Below are 21,617 nucleotides of genomic sequence, written 5' to 3' on the forward strand. Positions count from 1 at the left end.
GGCCGATTACCCCTGTTCGATGCGCTTGCGCTCGTTGTCGAGATGGAAGGCGCCATCCACCACGACACGGTCGCCGGCCTTCACGCCGCTGAGCACCACGCGCATGCCGTCGCTTTCCGCGCCGAGCTTCACGCGCGTCTGACGGAACTGGCCGCCGGGCATTTCGACGTAGACGAGTTCGTCGTTCCCTTCGCGCACCACGGCGGAAGCCGGCACCACGAGCTGGTCGACCGGCTTGCTGGCAATCAGCATGCTCGCCAGCATGGCCGGCTTGAGGCGGCCCTCCCGATTTTCCAGCTCCGTGCGGACCAGCACCGTGCGCGACTGCGGGTTCACCGTACGGCCCACATAGATCAGTTTGCCGGTGATGGTCTGACTGCCCTTGCCATTAGCCAGCGACGGCACCTCGATCTCCACGCTCTGCCCTTCGGCCACCTGCGCGGCCTGCTGTTCGGGCACTTCGGCCACGACCCATACGCGCGACAGGTCGGCCACGGTGTAGAGCGCGTCAGCCGGCTGCACGACCTGGCCTTGCGCCACATTGCGTTCCACCACGGTGCCACTGAGGCTCGAATACACGGGCGAATGCGAATTAATGCTGCCGTTCTTGGCCAGCTCCGCAATAGCGGCCGGGGACATGCCCAGCACGCGCAGCTGGTCGCGGTAGGCGCGCATTTCGGCCGATGCAATCGCCAGCTCGCTTTGGCGGCGCTGCAGCTCGCCGCGGCCGATCACGTCGGCCGCATAGAGTTGCTTCGCGCGTTCAGCATTGCGGGCCTGCAGTTCGTGCTGCGCCTCGCTCTTCAGGAAGGCCATCTGGGCTGCGCCGAGTTCAGTACTGTGCAGGCGCGCGAGCACCTGACCCGCCTTGACCTCCTGGCCCAGGCTCGCATACAGGTCGGTCACGCGCCCGGTCACGCTGGCGCCGACGCGCGACACGCGCTGTTCGTCGAAATCGATGCGTCCCGCTACGCGCAGCATCTCGCTGAACGCGGACGTGGACACCGGCGCTACCTTCAGGGTCTGCATCAGGTTGGGTTCGGGCTTGATGACACCGGGCGGCAGCTTGGGGGCTTCGGTCGCTTGGGCCGGCTCCTTCGAGCAGCCTGCCAGGGCAAACACCATGACGGCAGTGGCCGTCAGCGAAAGCAGGAAATTGGGGCGCATGATTATCGGTTCTGGATGGTGGAAGACGGCAGCGCAGCAGGCGCGGTGCCCAGGGCCGTCGACATGAGCTTTTCGATCTGGATGGCAGCGACCTGCAGGTCGAACTGCGCCGCGATCAGTTCATTGCGCGCGCCGCGCAGCACGCGCTGCGCGTCCAGGTAATCGAGAATGCCGCGCTCGCCGAAGCGGTAGGCGGACTCGGCCACGTTCAGCGCGGACTCGGCTTCGCGCACGATGCCGGACTCCAGTGCTGTCACCTGCGACTGTGTGATTTCGTACTGGCGGTACGCGGCTTCCAGTTCCTGCGTCAGCTCGAATTCGCGCGCTTCCAGCGCAGTGCGCGCCTGCGTGGCCTGCGCGGTGGCTTCGCCCACCGGACCGCTGCGGCGGTCCCACAGCGGAATCGTCACCACCAGCCCGATCTGCGAGACGTTGTTGTCCGGCTGGCGGTCCGTGCTCGCGCGCACGGCGACTTCGGGCCAGCGCAGCGAACGCTGGTAATCCACGCCGAGGCGCGCGCGCTCGAGTTCCATGCGGCGCTGGGTCAGTTCGGCGTTGCTGGCGTTCATCGTGCCGCGCAACTGCGGCAGCGGCGGCACATCGGGCACTTGGCCGAGATTGCCGTCCAGCGAGAACAGCGCCGGCATGGCGCCGCCAACCTGCTGGCGCAGCGCGGCCTTGGCCTGGTTCACGCGCAGTTCCGCCGTCTGCGCGCTTTTCTGCGTCGCGAGCAATTCGGTCTCTGCCTTGATCAGTTCATAGCGCGGGGCCTCGCCCACTTCCACGCGAAGGCGCGCGCGCGAATGGATCTGCCGCATCATCGCCAGGTCTTCGGACGCGGCCTGGAGTTCGCTCTCGCGGCGCAGAACCTCGAAATACGCCGTCTTCACGCGCGCGGCCAATTCGGCGCGAAAGCCCTGGCGCACGGCCTGAGACGCTTCCAGGCCGCGCGAAGCCATGTCCTGGCGCAGGCTGCGCTGGTGCGGATAGTCGAGCTTCTGGGTGATGGCGTAGGTGGGCGCGTTGCCGCTGGTCACGCCCGGCTGCTTGCCCTGCAGGCGGCCGTACATCACCTCGACCTGCGGGTTCGGATAGGCGCGCGCGCTAGTGATGGCGGCATTGGCGGCATCGACATTGGCCTGCGCGGCCTCGACGCCCTTGTTGGTGGATTGCGCGAGCGCCAGCAGTTGCTGCAGGCCATAGGAAGGACCGGTCACTGGGGCAGCGGATGCGGGCGGTGCAACGTTGCCGCCAGCCAGGACGACGGCGGCCGGCGGGCGCATGTCGTCGCTGGCCTGGGCCGGCACGGCCGCGAACGCCACCAGCGAAAGCGACGCGATCAGGGTCAGCTTGGTGTGTGTCATGAGTCGGGAAAGCAAGCCATAGGCTGCCTGCGCCATGCGTCATCGCCCGCCCCCTCGCGCGATGCGCGAGACGGACGGCAGACGTACCGCAACGGACTCAGCCGGCTACCGTTAAGGCGCGCCGGGAGTTCTGGGCAGGCAATGGGACGCGGCCTGCGCACGGCGATGCCGTGCACAGGGCGCGAAGGGAATCAGGCGAGGGAAATCGGCGGCTTGAAGAAAGCCGTGGCGGGCGGCGCGGTGCGCCCGGCGGGCGCCTGCCAGATATCGTCCGCGGGCAGCAGCAGCTTCACGGTCGGCAGGTCGAACAAGGCGCTGGACTCTTCGATTTCGTCCAGCAGATCGAGCGGATCGAGCAGATCCGCAGACCAGATGTTGCAGTAGCCGGGCGGCGGTTCGTCGACGATGTCGTCGTCGTTCAGCCCATCATCGCCAGGAACGACGAGCCGGCCGGTCGCGTCGACCGAGGGCAGCGATGCGACGTCGCTGACCTTGTCCGGCACGGTAATCGCGTGGGCGGCCACCGCGGCAATGTTTCCCTGTACACCCGCGTGCGCGTCCGCCACCGCTCCGTAGGAGAGCAGCGACAGGCACATGGCAGTCAGCAGCAGAAACAGGAATCGCATGGGTCCCGGGGGGGCGTTCAGCAGGGCTGGATGGCGCACTTTGTGGATGCGTCAGAGGCCTTGCTGCGGTACAGCATTGTAACTTAACGATTACGATTGACTTGGAATCGTTACTTTCGTTCCTTTCACAAGGCACCTCACCGAACCAAGGGAGAGCACATCCGAAGGCAATCAAGTCGCAAAGTCGTCCTACAACCCAAACCCGTAAAGCACCGTCGCATTCCTCCAGCGCAGCGACTCGGCAAACCCGCCATCCCCCGCCCCCTCGCCACCAGTCGGCTCGCAGGGCCACTGGAAGAGCGCCGCGCATTCTCCAGCGCGGGCCGACGATTCATGATTGGTCCAAGGCCAGTCGCTGCCAAGCAGCAACCGGTCCTGCCCCACGACCCGGCGCCATGCCATTGCGAGTGAACGCCAGTCTGTGCCGGGCAGGAGCCGGTATGGGGCGCTGAACTTTACCCACACCTGCCGACGCTGCAGTGTCCGCTCAGCCACCGCGAAGACCGGATCTCGAACGCCTTGTTCGCCGGGCCTGCCAAAGTGGTCGAGCACGACAGGTGCCCCGCAATCGCCAAGCGAAGCGTCGAGTTCAGACAGCAGCGCAGCACCCTGACCGTTCGCGGTATGCAGTTCCACATGCCAGCCGAGCAAGGCAATCCGCTCGAACAATGTCCGCCACGGGGCTGTGCCGATGCGGCGCCACTCCGGGTCGCCGAAGAAATTGAGCCGGATGCCTCGCACGCCCGCCGCCTGCATGGCGGCCAACTGGCCGTCCGTCACCGACGGATCCACCACGGCCACGCCGCGAAGCCGCCCTGGCCTGGCGCGCAGCGCCGCAAGCAGCGCCGCATTGTCCGTGCCGAGAAAACTGGTTTGGACTACGACGCCATACAGGTCCCCCAGCGGCGCCAGCAGGCTCTGCCAGTCTTCGATGCGCGCGGAGTATGCAGGCCGGTACCGCGCTGCCGGCATGCCGGTTCCGGCATCGAACAGATGAAAGTGGCAATCCACCAGTGGCATCGCGTTGCGCGTCATCGTCGCTGCTCCTCGCATGCGGGTAAGCCCTGATATGGCATCAGGCGCCCCCATCTATACTCTAGTCCTCTAGAGGACACCAATCTACACGAACCCCAGATGCAAGACAACGCCCCGCTGCACAGCTCCGCAACCGCCGTCGGCGTGAGCCGCTACGGCCGGATCGCGGCCCAGTTGCAGCGCAAGATCGTGGACGGCGAATGGCCGCCCGGCGCGGCCATTCCGGCCGAAAGCACGCTTGCCACTGAGTTTGGCACGGCGCTCGGCACCATCCGCCAGGCGATAGCCGTACTCGTGCAGGAGGGATTACTGGAGCGGGTGCAGGGCAAAGGCACCTTCGTGCGCAATGGACTCACCGGTGCCAGCATGATGCGGTTCTTCCGCTTTCGGGCCGATGCGGGTGCGGCTGACGTGGCCATCCCGCGTTCCGAGATCCTGTCGTGCCGCGCCGTGCGGCTGGAGAAGTCTGTTGCGACGCTGTTCGGGCTGGACACAGGCGCTCGCGGGCTGGCGATCTCGCGGCGCCGCTGGCTCGACGACAAGCCTCGCCTGCTCGAATCGATCTGGCTGCCGCTGCCGCGTTGCGAGCCGCTGCAGCGCCTGCCCAAGGCCGAATGGGGCGACCTGCTCTATCCGTTGCTGGCTTCGCAATGCGGCATCACGATCCACCGTGCCGTCGACGAAGTGACATTCCGCACGCTCGATGCGGACCAGGCCGAATTGCTCGACCTGCCCGATGGTCACCCATGCGCGCTCGTGACACGGCGCGCGTATGACCTGCAGGGCAACTGTGCGGAGTACCGGCTGACACAGGGCGACGCCTACGCGTTCCGCTACCAGGCGGACATCCGCTGACCCATGAAAAAGAACACTGATGTGGAGACCAGCTTGAATCCTTCGACAACATGCATCGCAGCCGCCGTGGCCACCAGCCTGCTGCTCAGCCCCGTCCTTGCGCAGGCCACGGAGTCGGCCGCGCAGTGGCCGAGCCGGCCCATCACCATTGTCGTGACCTACCCGCCCGGCGGCGGTGCGGACCTGATGGCGCGCATGATCGCGCCCGGGCTCGGGCGTGAACTGGGCCAGTCCGTCATCGTGGAAAACCGGCCCGGTGCCGGCGGGCAGATCGGCGCATCGTACGTCGCCAAGGCGGCGCCGGATGGCTACACGCTGATGGTCGATGCCTCGTCCTATGCGGTCAATCCAAGCCTGTATCCCCGCCTGCCCTACGACCCTGCCAAGGCCTTCACGGCGATTGGCGTGCTTGCGCGCTATCCCAATGTCCTGGTGGCCACGCCAGGATTCCCCGCGCATTCGGTCAAGGATGTCCTGGCGCTAGCGAAGCAGAAGCCGGGCACGGTAGCCTTTGCCTCGTCGGGCAATGGCTCCGCCCAGCACCTGTCCGGGGTGCTGTTCGAGCAGCGTGCGGGCGTGGACCTGCTGCACGTGCCTTACAAAGGCGGCGGCCCGGCCATGACCGATGTCATCGCGGGCCAGGTGCCGCTGTTCTTTGCCAACGTGGCCTCCAGCCTGCAGCACATCAAGGCCGGCAAGCTCAGGCCGCTTGCCGTGACGAGCCATACGCGCACGCCGGCGCTGCCGTCGGTGCCGACCATGGAAGAAGCCGGCGTGGCGGGCTACGAAGTTTATGAATGGAATGCGGCATTCGTCCCGGCCGGCACGCCCCAGCCGATTGCCAGCAAGCTCTCTGAAGCGCTGCAGAAAGTCATGAACAGCCCCGACGTGCGCAAGCGCATTGCGGAACTGGGCGGCGAGGTCGTGGCCGCGCCGCCGGCCGAGGCCGCCCGCTATATCGATAACCAGACCCGCCTGTGGGCCAAGGTCATCAAGGATGGCAACGTCAAGCCGGAATGAGGCAACCGCTGTCCTCCCGCCACGAATTCAAGTCACCAAGCCAAGCCGCCGAGCCAGGCCAAGCCACGCCACTACGCATCACCGGAGAATTGCATGACCCAGTTTGACCCCGTCCGCCGCGACGTCCTGAAGCTCGCCGCCGCGCTAGGCGCCGGCGCCCTTGCCCCATCGCTCGCGTGCGCCCAGGCATGGCCGGCCAAACCCATCCGGCTGGTGGTGCCGTTCGCACCAGGCGGCAGTTCCGAGATCGTGGCACGCTCGACGGCCGCCGAACTGACCCGCCTGCTTGGCGTATCGGTGTTCGTGGAGAACAAGCCGGGCGGCGCGGGCAACGTCGCCATGGGGGAAGTGGCGCGCGCGGATGACCAGCACACGCTGATCCTCGGCCATATCGGTACCCTCGCGGTGAATCCCTACATCTTCGCGAAGCTGCCCTACGATCCGAACAAGGACTTCCGACCGGTTTCGCTGCTATCCAAGGTGCCGAGCCTGTATGTGATCCATCCCGACGTGCCGGCGAAGAACCTGAAGGAGTTCATCGCGCTGGCCAAGAGCAAGCCCGGCAAGCTCAACTACGGTTCGGCCGGCAATGGCAGCGCCGGCCATCTGGCATTCGAGTACCTGAAGGCCGCCTCCGGCACCTTCATCACCCACGTGCCCTACCGCGGCAGCGGTCCGCAGATCACCGATCTGCTGTCCGGCAGGCTCGATGCGGCTGCGGTCGGTGCGCCGGCAATCCTGCCGTTCATCAAGGCCGGCAAGCTGCGCTGCATCGCCACCGGCACGTCGCAGCGCATCCCGCAGTTGCCTGACGTCGGCACGGTGGCGGAACAAGGCTACCCGGGCTTCGAGATGACGCAGTGGTATGGCCTGCTTGCGCCAGCAAGTCTTCCCCAGGCGGCCACCGACAAGCTCGCGGACGCCGCCATCAAGGCGGTAAAGAGCCCGGCGTCGGCACAACGGCTCGGCGCCGATGCCGCGCTGGTGGTGGGCAGCACGCCGGAAGAGTTCGCGCGCTTCATCGCCCAGGAGCAAGCGCGGTGGAAGCCGATCATCGCGCGCGCGCAGATCAAACCGGACTGACATCGTCCGTGGCCCGGCTGCGGTACCCGCCAGCAACGTGGTGCGAACTTCGCATTCGACAGAGCCCCGCCGGGCACCTTGCATGCCTCGCTGAAGAATTCCGATTCGCGGTGGAATAAAGCCGCCCCCTCGTGCGTCTACCAGGCATGGGTCCGCTTCCCGGACCGCCTGAACCACGAGGAATCATGGCTCTCCCGCCCCGCCCACCGCGATCCTCCGCCTCTGCCCGGACTGTCCTGGCATTGACGGCGGCATTCCTGCTGCCGGCTATCGCTGCGGCCCAGGCCACCACCGACCAGCAGAAGTTCGCGGCCGAGAACGAGGCCGCCATGACCCGGATGATGGACGGCATGGCCGTCAAACCTAGCGGCGATATCGATCAGGATTTCGCGGCCATGATGATCCCGCATCACCAGGGCGCCATCGACATGGCCATGGCCGAACTGCGCTACGGGCGCAATGAACAGCTGCGGCGTATCGCGCAGGAAATCGTCGTCGAACAACTGCAGGAGATCGCCGCAATGCGGCTCGCGCTCGGCCAGCCATTGCCGCCATCCGCCCCAGCGCCGACCCAGCCTGACAACAGCGTCCAGCCAATGCCACAAGCAGCCGGGCACAGCCGCTCCACGCACGCACACTGACAACAAGACCAAGCCATGAACCGGAATCCTGTCCAGTCGTTCAAGACCGCCCTGACCTTCTCGCTGCTGGTCGGCCTGTCCGGCATCACCCTGGCCGGACAAGCGCCCGGTCCGCTGAACGCGCCCGACGTGCCCCTGAGCCACCGCGACCGCATCTATGCGGCCGAGCAGTTTTCCAACACGGTGTCGGTGACGGACCCGGCCGACAACAAGCTGCTGGGCGTGATCCGACTGGGCGATCCTGCGCCGGGCAATTTCAGCCCGCTGTATCGTGGTCAGGTGCTGGTGCATGGCCTAGGTTTTTCGCCCGACCGGCGCACGCTGGCCGTGGTGTCGATCGGCTCCAATTCGGTGTCTTTCATCGACACGGCGACCAATGCCATCCAGCACGTGACCTATGTGGGCCGTTCGCCGCACGAAGCGTTCTACACGCCCGACGGCAAGGAAGTCTGGGTGACGGTGCGCGGCGAGAACTATATTTCGGTCATCGATGCAAAGACGTTCGGGGAAAAGACACGCATCACCGTCGCCGCAGGCCCCGGCATGCAGATCTTTTCGCCGGACGGCAAGTACGGCTATATCTGCTCGTCGTTCAATCCTGAGACCGCGGTGGTGACCGTCGCGGATCACAAGGTCGTCGCACGCGTGAAGCAGGAAAGCCCGTTCTGCCCGAACATTGCCGCTACGCCGGATGGCTCGCAGGTGTGGTTCACGCTCAAGGACGTCGGCAAGACCCAGGTGTTCGAAGCGCGTCCGCCGTTCCGCATGATCAAGACCATCGAGACAGGACCGATCACCAACCACGTCAACTTCGCGCACACGGCGGCCGGGACGTTTGCCTATATCACCATCGGCGGGCTGAACCAGGTGAAGGTGTTCCGGACCGACGATTTCTCACAGGTCGCGACCATTCCAGTCGGCAGCCTTCCGCACGGCTTGTGGCCGTCCGGCGATGGCAAGCGCATCTATGTGGGGCTCGAAAACGCGGACAGCCTCGCGGCGATCGATACGGAGACTAATAAGGTTGTCGCCAATGTGCCCGTGGGCCAGGCGCCGCAGGCCATCGTCTATGTGCCGGATGCCGTGGCCGAAGGTTCGGGCACGCAAGGGCTGCAGCCGATCGGGCTGGCTGGACAGACCACGCAGCTCCGGCTACTGCCCGTGGTCAATGGCAAGCCCGTCGCCAGCGACAATGCGCCGACTAGCGTGACGTTGTTCGACCAGGGCCTGCTGCAGGTGTTGCAGGCGTCCGCCACGGGGCTCCAGCCCAAGCAGGCTTATGTGTTGGCGCTGGCCAGCCAGGCCGATGGCAGCGGTGTGCTGGAGCCGCTCGCCAATTTCATGGCGAACCCTGCGGGAGCGGCCATCGTCAATGCGATCGGGCCAATCCGGCAGGTTGTGCAGGGCATTGCCGGCACGGAAACGCGGCGCTATCTTGTGATCGCGCCCACGGACAACGGCAAACCCACTGCACCCGTGCAGGTGCAGGCCATGTAGGCGGGCGCGCGTTGTGGACGCTTATCCGGGAGGGCTGGCGGTGAAGGACCTGTTGCAGCAAGTCGAGCCGATGATCCCCGCGCTGCGGCGCTATGCGCGCGCACTGCTGCGAGACGCAGCCGCCGCCGACGATCTCGTGCAGGACTGCCTCGAGAAGGTCATCACTTACTGGGACGGCCGCCGCCACCACGGCGACACGCGCAGCTGGGTGTTTGCGATCCTGCACAACCTGGCGATGACCACGCTGCGCCGCCACGCCGGCACGTCGGGCCTGCATGTCGACATCGACGATGTGGCGGAATCCCTGAGCACCCGCGCCACCCAGGAGGATGCCCTGCACTACCAGGACCTCATGAGCGCACTGGACGCGCTGCCGGCCGAGCAGCGCAGCGTGCTGCTGCTGGTGTCGGTCGAAGACATGTCGTACGCGGACACCGCGCGCGTGCTCGACATCCCGATCGGCACAGTGATGTCGCGCCTGTCGCGTGCACGGGATAGGCTGTTGAGGATCATGGAAAGCGGCGAGACGGCGACGACAGCAGGATCGCCCCGGAAGGCGGCATTGCGGAGGGTCAAATGAACGAGAACCGGCCCGTGCAGGAAGAAGACCTGCAGGCCTATGTCGACAACGCGCTCGACGAAGCGCGCCGGCAAGAGATCGAGGCCTATCTGCGCGACCATCCGGACGTCGCGCGCCGCGTCGATGGCTATATCGTCCAGCGCCAGCGCCTGCGCGCTGCACTCGCGCCGGTTGCGAGCGAGCCGATCCCACCGGAACTGAACCTGCGCCATATGCTCGCCGCACGCCGCGCGCACACGGCTGCCCCGTGGCGCATGGCCGCGTCGGTGATCGTTGCGCTGTGCGTGGGCGGCCTGGCCGGATGGATGGGACGCGGCGCTACCGAGCCCGCGTCAGGCGGCATTGCCGCACTGGCGCGCGAGGCGACGGCGAGTTATCAGGTCTTCGCCCTGGACCTGAACCGCCCCGTGGAGATCAGCGCGAACGACCGTGCCGACCTGGTCAGATGGGTATCGGCACGGCTGCAGCGCCCTATTTCTGTCCCGGACCTCAGCCAGTCAGGCTACCGCTATATGGGCGGGCGCCTGGTGGCGACGGAGCACGGGCCGGCCGGGCTCTTCATGTACGACGACGGGCACGGCTCGCGCGTGGCCATGCTGGTGCGGCCGATGCAGATCGACCAGGATACGCCGATGAAGGCCCATCGCCAGGCCGGCATTGCCGGGTATTCATGGGCGGACCAGGGACTCGGCTACAGCCTGGTCGCCTCGGCTTCCACCAGCGGCCTGCATCCGCTCGCCGATGAAATGCGGCGGCAGATCGGCGCGCAGGTGCGCAAGCCCGCGCCGGCGTAGTGCCAACTTAACGCCAGGCGGGCCTGCGCATCAGCGCCCGCCTGCGCCGAACACCCGTTTCACGCGTTCCCACAACACGCCAAAGAACAGCGCGACGGGATTGAGCTGCGCTGTCTTCATCCGCTCGGCTTCGCTCAGCGTGGGATCCATCCTGCGCGCGACCGACTTGCCGAAGTCGGCGATCATGCGCCGCACGAAATCGCGCACGAGTCCGGAACGAGAGAACTGGGCGAGCGGGCCTTGCAGCGAATACTGGAGGTCCACTTCGACTTCCGTCTCGCTGGCCGAGCGTGCGGTGAGCTGGTAGGCAATATCGCCGGCGGCCTTGGAGTTGCTCAGCGAATCCTGCCCTGCGCCTTTGAGCACACCACGCATGCGGCTGTCATCGCGCTGCAGGCGTGCCGCACCTTCGAACCGCGCGGACATGGGGCCGAACTTGATCGCGATGTGTCCCTTGACCTTCTCGCCCTCTTTTTCGGTCAGTACCGCGCCCGGCAGGCAGCCTGCAACGGCCGGCAGGTCGGCCATGAATGCCCATACGGCGTCGACCGGATAGGGCACGGCGAAGCTGCCTTCGATGCGGGACCAGCCCTTGCGGTCCGCGGCGCGCCCCGCTTCATTGGCTGCCGTGGCGGCCTGTACTGGCGCAGCGCCCAATGCCTCGTCGGAGACGGTAAAGCCGGTGAACTTCTTCGTAGCAGCGGCCAAAGGCGCCCCTGGCACCGTTGCGCCCGATGCCGCCCGGCGCGCATCAAGCACCGAACGGATAGCCGCGACAATGCCCATGTAGCCCGTACAGCGGCACAGGTTGCCCGACAGTTCATGGCGGATCGTGGCCTCGTCCGCATCGGGCAAGCGCAGCACGATATCGCGCGCGGTGGCGAGCATGCCCGGCGTACAGAAGCCGCACTGCAACGCATGATGACGATTGAACGCCGCGCGCAGGTCGGCCATGACGGCATCGTCCTCGTACCCCTCGACGGTGACGATATCGGCGCCCGCGCAACCGGCGGCGAAGGTAATGCATGAGCGCACGGGCTTGTCGTCGACCAGCACCGTGCAGGCGCCGCAGACGCCGTGCTCGCAGCCGAGGTGGGTGCCCGTCAGGCGATGCGTGTCGCGCAGGAAGTCGCCGAGATGCGTACGGTCCGTGCACGCGCCGGATACCTGCCGGCCATTGACGGTGAATGCGATGGTTTGCACAGGGCTCCTCAGTTCAGCATTTGCATCACGCAGCGCGTGACAACGGTGCGGCACAGCTTGCGGTCGATGGCGTCCTTGTCCGGCGCGGCGACGGCAATGGCCTCGTCCACGGCCTGGGCGGTCAGCGCGGCGGCGCCTTGCGCGGCGACGGCACGGGTCAGGTCGCGCAGGACGACCGGCGGACCGTCGAGCGCGCCGAGCACGATGCGTGCGAAGCGGCGGCTCGCGTCAAAGTACGCAGCACAGCTGGCCTCCGCGAACTCTCCGGTCTTGCGGCACAGCTTCTGATAGCCCCATCGCGTATCGGCAGTTACCGGAGGCACCCGTACTGCGGCGATCAGTTCGCCCTCTTCGAGCACCGTGGTGTAGGCGCCGATCATGAAGGCATCCATCGGTACTACGCGGGTGCCAGCGGCCGAGGCGAGCTCGACCTGTGCGCCGAGCGCCGTCATGGTCACCACCCAGTCTGCAGCAGGATCGGCATGCGCAAGGCTGCCGCCCACGGTGCCGCGATTACGGATCGCGCGGTAGGCAATGCCACCCGCTACCGCCTGCAGCATGGTGCCGCGCAGTGCATCGAAGACGCCGTCTTCGATCTGCGCGTGAGTCACGCACGCGCCGATACGCACATAGTCGGAACTCGCCGTGACCTCGCGCAGTTCCGCCAGCCGCGATACGTCGACGACAGTATCGGGGCGCGTCAGGCGCAGGTTCAGCATGGGGCCGAGCGACTGGCCCCCGCCCATGGTCTTGGCAACGTCGGTGCCCGCGCCAAGACGCGCGAGCGCATCGGCGAGCGAGCCCGGGGCTTGATAGGAAAAAGCGACGGCTTTCATCGGTCAGGCAGCCTTCCTGCTTTCGGACTGTGCGGCAGCGGCATCCAGTGCCTCCAACACCTTCCGTGGGGTCAGCGGGGTTTCCTTGAGTTCGACGCCGAAATCGCGCAGCGCATCGTTCACGGCATTGAAGATCGCGGCCGGCGGCGCGATGGCACCGCCCTCGCCCATGCCTTTCGCACCGAACTCCGTATGCGGCGACGGCGTTTCGAAATGGTGGATGCGGATCGACGGAATCTCGGTCGGTCCCGGCAGCATGTAGTCCGCCAGCGTCGACGCGAGCGGCTGGCCATTGCCGTCGTAGCGCATCTCTTCGAACATCGCGGTACCGATGCCCTGCGCCACGCCACCGTAGGTCTGGCCCTCCACGACCATTGGATTGATCATGGTGCCGCAGTCCTCGACGACCACGTAGTCGAGAATCTCGACGTGGCCGGAATCGACATCGACCTCCACGGCGACCGCATGCGTGGCATAGGTGAAGCTGCCCGTATCGACGGCCGGCTTGAAGCCCATGGTCGTTTCCAGCCCTTGTGCATCGACGTCGGACGGCAACAGGTGTGGGTTGATGTACCAGGCGTCTGCGATGCGATTGACGGCGATGCTGGCTTCCCCCGCGCGCACGTGTCCCGCCTCGAATCGCGCGGACTCCTCTGGCTGGCCGAGCATGTGCGCGCCGATCTTCAGCAGCCGCGGCAGCAGCGCCTTGCAGGCGCGCGACACCGCGCCGCCCGACATCACCAGCGAACGCGATGCGTAGGTGCCCGTCGAAAACGGCGTCAGTCCCGTATCGCCATGGACGACCTTGATCCGTGCGACATCGACGCCGAGGATTTCATTGGCAATCTGCGCGAACGTTGTTTCCATGCCCTGGCCATGCGAATGCACGCCTACGCGGACTTCCAGGCCGCCATCGGGCGTGATGCGCACGGTGGCGGAATCGAAGCCCGGAATCACCGGCGTGCCCCATGCCGCGAACACCGACGTACCGTGAGCCGATTGTTCGGTGTAAGTGCCGAAGCCCACGCCCACGTAACGACTTCCTTCCGGGCCGGCCTTCTGGCGCGCGCGGATCCCCGCCAGGTCGATCATCTCCATCGCCTTGCGCACGCTGGCGGGATAGTCGCCGCTGTCGAAATGCTTGTTGGTCACGTTGACGTAGGGCATGGCCTGCGGCGGCACGACGTTCTCGCAACGGACTTCCCAAGGTTCACGGCCGACTTCGCGGGCAATGGCGTCGATCAGCAATTCCATCGCAAAGCACACGCCCGTGCGCGCCACGCCGCGGTACGGCACGAAGCCGGGCTTGTTGGTGGCGACGCAAACAGTCTCGCAGCGATAGGCGTCGAACGCATACGGACCCGGCAGGTTGCCGATGGCCTGTCCCGGCTCCAGGCCAATGGTGAATGGCCAGACAGAGTAGGCACCGCCGTCGATCGCGATCTTCGCGTCCAGCGCCAGCAGCCTGCCGCGCGCATCGGCGTAGGCCGTCAGTTCATAGTGGTGCTCGCGCGAATTGGCCCCGGCGGTCAGGTGCTCGCGCCGGTCCTCGATAAAGCGGAATGGCCGCTTGTATGTCATGGCCAGCCACGCGATGCAGAGCTCCTCCTGCTGCAGCACACACTTGTAGCCGAACGCACCGCCCACATCGGGCGAGATCACGCGCACGCGTTCCTGCTCCAATCCGAGGCAGTGGCTCAGGATCGTGCGGATCATATGCGGCACCTGCGTGGCGCTGTACACGACGAGCTGGTCGAACTGGTGGTCCCAATAGGCCAGTACCGCCTTGCCTTCCATCGGCACCATGCACTGGCGCGCCAGGTCGATCTTGCGGTGCACCACGACGGTTGCCTCGCGCTGCCGCGCTTCGAAATTCTTGTCGGCGGTGAGCGTCAGGAAGTTGTTGTCGCGCCAGTGCTCGTGCACGCGGACCTCGCCCGCCAGTTGCTGCGCCTGCGCGACTTCGGTCAGCGCAGTCAGCTCGTCCAGTTCAAGCGAGACTTGTTCGGCGATGTCCTCCGCCTCGGCGCGGGTCGGCGCGAACGCCATCGCCACGGGTTCGCCGACGAAGCGCACCTTGCCGCTGGCCAGCGGCGGCTGCGCCGAAGGCTGATAGGACGGAAACGCCGAGTCGGCGACGATGTCCTTGGCCTCTTGCATGTCCTCGCGCACGATCACGGACGCGGCCAGACCCTGCGGCTTCGTCACCGCGAGCAGCCTTGCATGCGCCACAGGACTGCGCAGGAATGCCACTTCCTGCAGGTCCGGCATGGCGATATCCGCCACGAACCGGCCCTTGCCGTGCAGATGCCGGGCGTCTTCCTTGCGCGCGACACGCGCGCCGACCCCCTGGCCCCGCCCTTCCTCTGAATGATTCGGTTCCATCGATGTCCTGTCTTCGTGGCCGGCGGCCACGGCGGGCGAAGTGCCCGCCGCGACCCTTCACATACTCAGCATACTGACCAAAATGCTAAGGACCGTGGCCCCGGCCTGTCAATTGCGGCTTCACCGCATGGCAAGCGGCGCAAACGCCATACCTGCGCTCAATCGCGCACGCCGATCGCCGCCAGCGCGGCGGACCGCGGCATCACGGCCGCGTATTTCTGCTCCATGTCGAACAGATTGGCCTCGTGCGGGCCGAGCGCCCGATCGCCCACGCAGTCCGAGAGGACCAGCGGGCGGAAGCCATACTGCATCGCATCAACCACGCTTGCACGCACGCAGCCACTGGTGACGGCCCCGGCTACTAGCAGCGTCTTCACGCCACGCTGGGTCAGCCATGCAGCCAGTGAAGTACCGAAGAATGCCGATGGCACGGTCTTGCGTACCACGAGCTCGCCCGGCGCTGGCGCCAGTTCGTCCACGATGGCGCTGTTCCGGTCATGCTCCTTCAGCGTCAGCATGTTCGGCACCTTCATCGAGAAGACGTTGTGGTCAGCGCCATTGTCGGCATAGACAATGCGGCTGTGGGCAACAGGCCAACCTTCGCGGCGGGCTGCGGCCAGCAGCGGCACCGTGGCGCCGATAGCCTCGCGGATGTTCCCGCCGCCAAACACCGCGGGATCGGCAAAACCGTTGACGAAGTCGATGACCAGCAGACCGAACGGCGGGGCCAGTTCAAACGCGTTGCCGAAGCCCTGGCGCTGGTAGGCGCCGATTTCCTTGTGCATATGGGGGCTACTCCTTCGGGTACTGGAAGCCGTCCGTGACCTTGCCTTCGGTCACCACGTCCTCGCCGTCGAGCCGTACAGTGCAGCGGCGCAGCGGGATATCGATATGGCAGGTCGTGGTGCGCTGCCCGCCGGCCTCGTTGTTGGGACCGAGCGAGAACAGGAAATTGCCCTCGAACGCGCGTGCATCCATGCCGATGGTCGCTTCGCGATCGTAAAGCCCCAGCGTCGCCCAGTGCGCGCGTGGCTGCAGGCCCCAGCCGATGTGCGAGATCGCATAGGCCTCGGGGTCCTTGAACGAGGCCATGTACTCGCTCAGCAGCTCCGCGTGCAGCCCGCCTTCGATGCGCGTGGCGAAGCCATTCTCGACTGTCAGCGTGACCGGTTCGGTGACGTAGGTCTTCTGCGGCAGCAGGATGTCGCCGCGATCGAGCACGATGGTGCCGCTGGCTCTTCCTTCATTCGGCCACGTCAGCACGAAGCCGCTGGGCCAGTGGTCCCAGCGTCCGGGCTCGTCGACGAAGCCGTACTCGCTGATGGCGGGGAACTCGCCAAGCGGGCAATGCAGGCTGGTGCCCGCAGCCGATACCACATGCATTGCCTTCGCGCGGCCCAGCCGCTCGGTGGCCGCCTTCACGCGCTCTCGGTCAGCCTCGGTCGGCACCATGCGCGCCAGCACCTCGGGGGGCTCGACAGCGAGCAGGATCTTGGTGCCGCCTTTCAGGATGTCGTGCTGCTCGGGCGAGAACAGCAGCGTCATCAGGTCCAGCACGAGGTCGCTGGCTTTCAGCGCCGAAATGGCGGCACGGTTGCCAGTCAGCGGCGTGGTGCCGAGATAGGCCAATGCATCGCGGCTCAGCGCCTTTTCACCGTTGACGGGCGGCAAGTCCAGCCGGTTCACGATCGCACCCATTGCCTGCGTCGCGATCAACGCGGTGGACAGGGTCTGCGGGTGCGTGGCGGCGCCGGTGAGGATGGTTACCGTCTGCCCTCGCTCGAGCTTCGACAGCTTGAGCACCTGGGTCCAGGCTTCGATCATCTGATGGTCGCTGACCGGCATGTCGGCTCCTTGCGTGACGGGGTGGGTGGCAGGCGTTCATCAAAGCAGCGGCGCACTGAGGAAATCGCCGAAGGCACGGTAGAAGCCGGCCTCGTCGTCCCACGGAATCATGTGGCCCGCATCGGCCACGTGGCTCACCAGTATGCCGGGCACGAGCTTGCGGATTTCCTCGACGTCTTCGGCGCGCACCACGTCGCCACGCCCGGCGGTCATCAGCAGCGTGGGTACCCTCACGTGCGGCAGGTCCGCGTGGATGTCGTCTTCGTGAAAGCCATTGAAGCTGGCGAGGATGGCGCGCTCGTCGCACGTGTGCAGCCATTCGGCGCGCAGGCGCAACTGATCTTCGGTCCACGTCGGGCAGAAGCGGCGCATGCCTTCGGCGTCGATGCCTGCGCGCGCAAGGCAGATCGAATCGATGTACCACGGCAGTTGCGCGGGATAGGCGCGTCGGCCGGGGCCGGACACGGGCGGATCGACCATCACCAGACGCGTAAGTCCTGCTGGATGCTGGCGCGCGGCACGCACGCCAATGCGACCGCCCATCGAATGACCAACGATGGCATAGCGCTGTAGGCCCAGTGCCTCGGCAAACGCAATCACGTCGGCAGCTTGGGCGTCCAGGCTGTAGTCGAGCGTGTCGCTGGCCTCAGACAACCCACGGCCGCGTACATCCAGCACATAGGTATCGAAGCGCTGGCCGAACTGCTCGCCGACGAAGCCCCACGTAATAGCCGGGCTCGTGATGCCCGGCACGATGATCACGGCATCGCGCGATGCCCGTTCGCCATCGTTGCCGCCATAGCGCAGGTAATGCTGGCGGATGCCGTTGGCATTGACATTGCCGCCGTAGAGGAAGGTGCTCATGGCGCAGGCATCAGTAGGCGCCGGACAGCAGCGCACCGGCGCCCGGCACGACCGGCTCGAGGTCCAGCGCGCGAAGCATGGCGTAGGTCGTGGCAATGGCCGCGGTGATCACCGGCTTGCCGGTCATCGCTTCGACCTTCGCCACAGCCGGCAGCGAAGGCATCTGCACGCACGCCGACAGCACGATGGCATCGACATCGGCAATGTTCATCTGCGCAACGATAGCGGGCAGCTTCGCCGGATCGTGGCGACCGACTTCCAGGTTGTCCGGAATCTCGAGCGCCCGGTAGTCGACGACTTCATAACCCTCATTGCGGATGTAGTCGACCACCAGTTCGGTCAGCGGCTTCATGTACGGCGCGACAACAGCGATACGCTTCGCACCGATCACCTTCAGTGCATCGACCAGCGCGCCAGCACTGGTAATCACCGGCGCGTCACCGCCGTTCTCAGTCGTGTGCGCTTTCAGGCGCTGCTCGGACGTGCGGTGGTAGCCGTGGCCCATCGCCATGATCGCAACCAGGCAGGCATAGCCGAGCACATCGACGCGCGCATCAGAAAGCTCGACGGCGCAGCGATCGGATTCGGCATCCATCGCGGCCAGTTCTTCCTTGACCACCTTCTTCATGCGCATGCGGCTCGAATGGAAGGTGAACCGTTCGGGGCGGATCTGCTGCCGTGCGGTCAGCATGGCCGGGATCTCGGTTTCCATCGTGGTGTTGGAGCTCGGCACGATCTGGCCGATGCGAAAGACTTTTTGCATGGGTGTCCTTGCGTAGTGCGATTACAGCTTCAGAATGCGTTGCGCGTTGCCGTGGCAAACCAGCGCACGCGTCGTGTCGTCGAGCGGCGCTTCCTCGATGAACTTCGCCGCAACCTCGGTGGATTCGTAGGGATAGTCGACCGAGAACATCACTGCTTCCGGCCCCATTTCGGCAATCGCGCCGGCCAGCGCACCGTGCGAGCACACGCCGGATGTAGTGATCACGATATTGCTGCCGATGTACTCCGACGGCGCGCGCGCGAGCCGCACGCCGTGCGAATAGACCGCAAAGCGGCTGTCAAAGCGCCAGCGCTGGAACGGCAGCCCTTCCCCCATATGGCCGAGGATGATCTTCAGGCGCGGGAAGCGGTCGAACACGCCGCCAAACAGCAGGCGCAGCGCATGCGATGCAGTTTCCACGCCCCAGCCCCACGCGGCACCATCGAGTTCTGGATGGCCGTTCAATACCTGCGGCTTCACAAAGGCATCGGTCGGATGCAGGTACATCGGCACGTCGAGCGATTGCATGCGCTCCCAGAATGCGTCGTAGGCCGGATCGTCGTAGTAGCGCCCGTGCGTGTGCCCATTCACCAGCGAGCCTTTGAAACCGAGCTCACGCACCGTGCGCTCGAGTTCCCTGGCGGCCAGTTCGGGGTCGTGCATGGGCAGTGCAGCAAAGCCCGCGAAGCGCGTGGGATGGCGCGCAATCTGTTCGGCCAGGAAGTCATTGCTCTGCTGCGCGCGCGCCACCGCAAGTTCGGAATCGGCTTCGCCCTGTACGCCCGGCCCCGTCTGCGACAGCACGGTGATATCGATGCCCGCGCGATCCATTTCCGCGAGGCGCAGCTCGTCAAAATCGGCAAGCCGGCGACCGAGGTCGGCAAAGACCGCCGGGTCGATATGTTGCGTAAATCCCTTTGAATAGGCCTGGAAACCTGGGGTCATGAAATGCTCTTCCAGGGCAATCTTCTTCACTGTCGTCATGCTGCGGGGGCTCCTGATGAGGGACTACCGTGCGCCGAACGCTTCTGCCGGGGCGCGGCGTCATTTATTCAGTACACTGACTAATTGCGGATTCTAGACAGCGAAATTTCAAAAGTCCAGCCAGGAGATCCGGAGGGTTAACACCTATAACGATGGCCCAACACGCTCAGTACACTGCCCCATATGCTCAGTATGCTGACGATATTAGCAAAGCATTTAAAAACAGCGATCGCAGCGAATCAGGGTTCTGTGTTCTGGCCCGCATTTTGCTCAGCATACTGCGTTTCTCATCAGCATACTGACTGATGCACCGGAAGCATGCACAGTGGCTCGCAACCGGGCTGTCGGCAGCCAAGTGGCTCGCTGCTTTGCACCATCCGGGAAGAAGAAAAGACAAATGAGACAACTGGCTTCACCATAGGACCCCCGCCATGACTATGAGCCTGACCCGCGATGAAGCGCGCGCCTCCGCTTCCGGCATGACCGCCGAAGAACGCAAGGTCATCCTTGCCTCCTCCTTCGGTGCGCTGATGGAGTGGTACGACTTTTACATCTACGCTGCGCTGGCGGTTTACTTCGGCGCCCTGTTCTTCCCGAAGGGCAATGAAACCGCCGCCTTCCTCGCCAGCCTCGCGACGTTCGGCGCCGGCTTCCTGATCCGCCCCGTTGGCGCACTGCTGTTCGGTCGTCTGGGCGACCTAATCGGCCGCAAGTACACCTTTCTCGTCACCATCCTGCTGATGGGCATTGCCACGGTCGGCGTTGGCGTCCTGCCCACCTACGAGCAGATCGGCATCGCAGCCACCGTGCTGCTGGTGCTGCTGCGGTTGTTGCAGGGCCTCGCGCTCGGCGGCGAGGTGGGCGGCGCGGTCACCTACGTGGCCGAGCATTCGCCGGTGAGCAAGCGCGGCCTGTACACAAGTTCGCTGCAGACCACGGCGACCCTGGGCCTGCTGTCGTCGCTGTTCGTGGTGTATCTGCTCAAGACGTTCCTGACCGAGGCGGAATTCCGTGCCTGGGGCTGGCGCATTCCGTTCATCGTGTCGCTGGTGATGCTGGTGATATCGGTGTACATCCGCGGCAAGCTGCACGAATCGCCAGTGTTTGCGCGCATGAAGGCCGGCAACGCGACATCGAAGGCGCCGATCCGCGAGAGCTTCACGCAATGGCACAACCTCAAGTTCGTGCTGCTGCTGTTCGTGGTGGCAGCCGGCCTTGGTGCGATTTTCGGCACGGGCCACTTCTACACGATGTTCTTCGTGAACAAGACGCTGCATGTGCCGATCGAGACGGTGCACATGCTGATCGCCATCGCACTGGTTGTAGCCACGCCTTGCTACCTGTTCTTCGGCTGGCTGTCGGATCGCATCGGCCGCAAGTACATCATGATGGTGGCCTGCTTGCTGGCGGCGCTCACGATTCAGCCCATCTTCCAGGGCCTGACGCACTACGCCAATCCGGCGCTCGAACACTTCCAGAAGCAGGGAAGCGTGCAGGTCACCGCAGGCAACTGCAAAGCGCGTCTGTTCGGTGATCCGGTGTCCGACTGCGACAAGATCCGCGGCTACCTGACCGACCTTGGCGTGAGCTACACCTTCGTGCCCGCCAGCGATGCGAAGGCCGAAATCCGCATCGGCGCGCAAGCGCTGCAGGGCTTTGACCGCGACGCAATCAAGCAAGCGCTCGTCGCAGCCGGCTGGCCCGAGCGCACCGATCCGGCGCACATCAATATGCCGATGCTGTTCCTGCTGCTGCTCGTGCCCATCCTGTACCTCGCCATGGTGTACGGGCCGATGGCCGCGTTCATGGTCGAACTGTTCCCGGCACGCGTGCGCTACACCTCGCTGTCCCTGCCCTTCCACCTGGGTGCGGGCTGGGTCGGCGGCATGCTGTCCTTCGTCGTCACGGCGATGAATGTATCGAGCGGCGACGTCTACTACGGGCTTTGGTATCCGGTGATCATCGCGGGCGCTGCATTCGTGATCGGCATGCTGTTCGTGCCGGAGACGCGCGGTCGCGACCTGTCCACCTGAACCGCACGCGGACCCGTGAAGGGGCGGAGTCATCCGCCCTCT

General features: G+C 65.5%; 20 protein-coding genes. 8 read left to right on the top strand and 12 right to left on the bottom strand.

The window, feature by feature from the left end; genetic code table 11:
* Positions 1 to 6: 6 nt before the first annotated feature.
* The 4 genes from ACIGJG_RS30505 to ACIGJG_RS30520 form a co-directional block, all read right to left on the bottom strand.
* Positions 7 to 1,167 (bottom strand): efflux RND transporter periplasmic adaptor subunit, encoded by a 1,161-nt coding sequence (locus tag ACIGJG_RS30505; RefSeq protein WP_011299928.1) that lies wholly within the window; start codon positions 1,165 to 1,167, stop codon positions 7 to 9.
* Between the two features lie 2 nt (positions 1,168 to 1,169).
* Positions 1,170 to 2,531, bottom strand: coding sequence for a TolC family protein (locus ACIGJG_RS30510; protein ID WP_140953215.1), 1,362 nt, complete (start codon positions 2,529 to 2,531; stop codon positions 1,170 to 1,172).
* 191 nt (positions 2,532 to 2,722) lie between these two features.
* Positions 2,723 to 3,157, bottom strand: coding sequence for a hypothetical protein (locus ACIGJG_RS30515; RefSeq protein ID WP_011299926.1), 435 nt, complete (start codon positions 3,155 to 3,157; stop codon positions 2,723 to 2,725).
* A gap of 189 nt (positions 3,158 to 3,346) precedes the next feature.
* The gene (locus ACIGJG_RS30520; RefSeq protein ID WP_011299925.1) at positions 3,347 to 4,192 is read right to left on the bottom strand and encodes an amidohydrolase family protein; all 846 of its coding nucleotides are present in this window, start codon (positions 4,190 to 4,192) and stop codon (positions 3,347 to 3,349) included.
* 99 nt (positions 4,193 to 4,291) lie between these two features.
* On the opposite strand from ACIGJG_RS30520, the gene ACIGJG_RS30525 reads away from it, so the two are divergent.
* The 7 genes from ACIGJG_RS30525 (at position 4,292) to ACIGJG_RS30555 (ending at position 10,662) form a co-directional block, all read left to right on the top strand.
* Positions 4,292 to 5,047 carry a GntR family transcriptional regulator gene (locus tag ACIGJG_RS30525; RefSeq protein WP_483673675.1) on the top strand — a complete coding sequence of 252 codons (756 nt, stop codon included), beginning with the start codon at positions 4,292 to 4,294 and terminating at the stop codon, positions 5,045 to 5,047.
* Positions 5,048 to 5,050: 3 nt separating this feature from the next.
* On the top strand, positions 5,051 to 6,067 hold the full coding sequence (locus ACIGJG_RS30530; protein ID WP_011299923.1) for a tripartite tricarboxylate transporter substrate binding protein: 1,017 nt from the start codon (positions 5,051 to 5,053) through the stop codon (positions 6,065 to 6,067).
* A 93-nt stretch (positions 6,068 to 6,160) separates the two neighbouring features.
* Complete coding sequence (locus ACIGJG_RS30535) at positions 6,161 to 7,150, top strand: Bug family tripartite tricarboxylate transporter substrate binding protein (RefSeq protein WP_483673677.1); 990 nt, start codon at positions 6,161 to 6,163, stop codon at positions 7,148 to 7,150.
* A 185-nt stretch (positions 7,151 to 7,335) separates the two neighbouring features.
* Positions 7,336 to 7,791, top strand: a complete 456-nt coding sequence (locus tag ACIGJG_RS30540; protein ID WP_011299921.1) for a DUF305 domain-containing protein — start codon at positions 7,336 to 7,338, stop codon at positions 7,789 to 7,791.
* 15 nt (positions 7,792 to 7,806) lie between these two features.
* Entirely contained in the window at positions 7,807 to 9,288 is a 1,482-nt protein-coding gene (locus ACIGJG_RS30545) for a YncE family protein (protein WP_011299920.1), read from the top strand.
* Between the two features lie 70 nt (positions 9,289 to 9,358).
* Positions 9,359 to 9,868 carry an RNA polymerase sigma factor gene (locus ACIGJG_RS30550; RefSeq protein WP_483674061.1) on the top strand — a complete coding sequence of 170 codons (510 nt, stop codon included), beginning with the start codon at positions 9,359 to 9,361 and terminating at the stop codon, positions 9,866 to 9,868.
* Positions 9,865 to 10,662: an anti-sigma factor family protein gene (locus tag ACIGJG_RS30555; protein ID WP_011299918.1), complete on the top strand. Its 798-nt coding sequence runs from the start codon at positions 9,865 to 9,867 to the stop codon at positions 10,660 to 10,662. The genes ACIGJG_RS30550 and ACIGJG_RS30555 overlap by 4 nt, the downstream gene beginning before the upstream one ends.
* Positions 10,663 to 10,692: 30 nt before the next feature.
* Here the strand turns inward: ACIGJG_RS30555 and ACIGJG_RS30560 are convergent, their stop codons facing one another.
* The 8 genes from ACIGJG_RS30560 to ACIGJG_RS30595 form a co-directional block, all read right to left on the bottom strand.
* The gene (locus tag ACIGJG_RS30560) at positions 10,693 to 11,865 is read right to left on the bottom strand and encodes a xanthine dehydrogenase family Fe-S subunit (protein WP_483673678.1); all 1,173 of its coding nucleotides are present in this window, start codon (positions 11,863 to 11,865) and stop codon (positions 10,693 to 10,695) included.
* An 8-nt stretch (positions 11,866 to 11,873) separates the two neighbouring features.
* Entirely contained in the window at positions 11,874 to 12,701 is an 828-nt protein-coding gene (locus tag ACIGJG_RS30565; protein WP_011299916.1) for an FAD binding domain-containing protein, read from the bottom strand.
* Between the two features lie 3 nt (positions 12,702 to 12,704).
* Positions 12,705 to 15,086 carry a xanthine dehydrogenase family protein molybdopterin-binding subunit gene (locus tag ACIGJG_RS30570; protein WP_011299915.1) on the bottom strand — a complete coding sequence of 794 codons (2,382 nt, stop codon included), beginning with the start codon at positions 15,084 to 15,086 and terminating at the stop codon, positions 12,705 to 12,707.
* Positions 15,087 to 15,244: 158 nt separating this feature from the next.
* On the bottom strand, positions 15,245 to 15,871 hold the full coding sequence (locus ACIGJG_RS30575; RefSeq protein ID WP_483673680.1) for an N-carbamoylsarcosine amidohydrolase: 627 nt from the start codon (positions 15,869 to 15,871) through the stop codon (positions 15,245 to 15,247).
* 7 nt (positions 15,872 to 15,878) lie between these two features.
* Positions 15,879 to 16,931: a 2,5-dihydroxypyridine 5,6-dioxygenase NicX family protein gene (locus tag ACIGJG_RS30580; protein WP_483673681.1), complete on the bottom strand. Its 1,053-nt coding sequence runs from the start codon at positions 16,929 to 16,931 to the stop codon at positions 15,879 to 15,881.
* Between the two features lie 39 nt (positions 16,932 to 16,970).
* A complete protein-coding gene (locus ACIGJG_RS30585) occupies positions 16,971 to 17,795 on the bottom strand; it encodes an alpha/beta fold hydrolase (RefSeq protein ID WP_483673682.1) in 825 nt (274 codons plus the stop codon).
* 10 nt (positions 17,796 to 17,805) lie between these two features.
* On the bottom strand, positions 17,806 to 18,558 hold the full coding sequence (locus ACIGJG_RS30590; protein ID WP_483673683.1) for a maleate cis-trans isomerase family protein: 753 nt from the start codon (positions 18,556 to 18,558) through the stop codon (positions 17,806 to 17,808).
* Between the two features lie 21 nt (positions 18,559 to 18,579).
* Positions 18,580 to 19,542 (bottom strand): amidohydrolase family protein, encoded by a 963-nt coding sequence (locus ACIGJG_RS30595; RefSeq protein WP_011299910.1) that lies wholly within the window; start codon positions 19,540 to 19,542, stop codon positions 18,580 to 18,582.
* 431 nt (positions 19,543 to 19,973) lie between these two features.
* Between ACIGJG_RS30595 and ACIGJG_RS30600 the strand changes: the two genes are divergently transcribed.
* The gene (locus ACIGJG_RS30600) at positions 19,974 to 21,575 is read left to right on the top strand and encodes an MFS transporter (RefSeq protein WP_483673684.1); all 1,602 of its coding nucleotides are present in this window, start codon (positions 19,974 to 19,976) and stop codon (positions 21,573 to 21,575) included.
* Positions 21,576 to 21,617: the final 42 nt, after the last annotated feature.

It is taken from the genome of Cupriavidus sp. C1SS-2L, assembly GCF_057073735.1.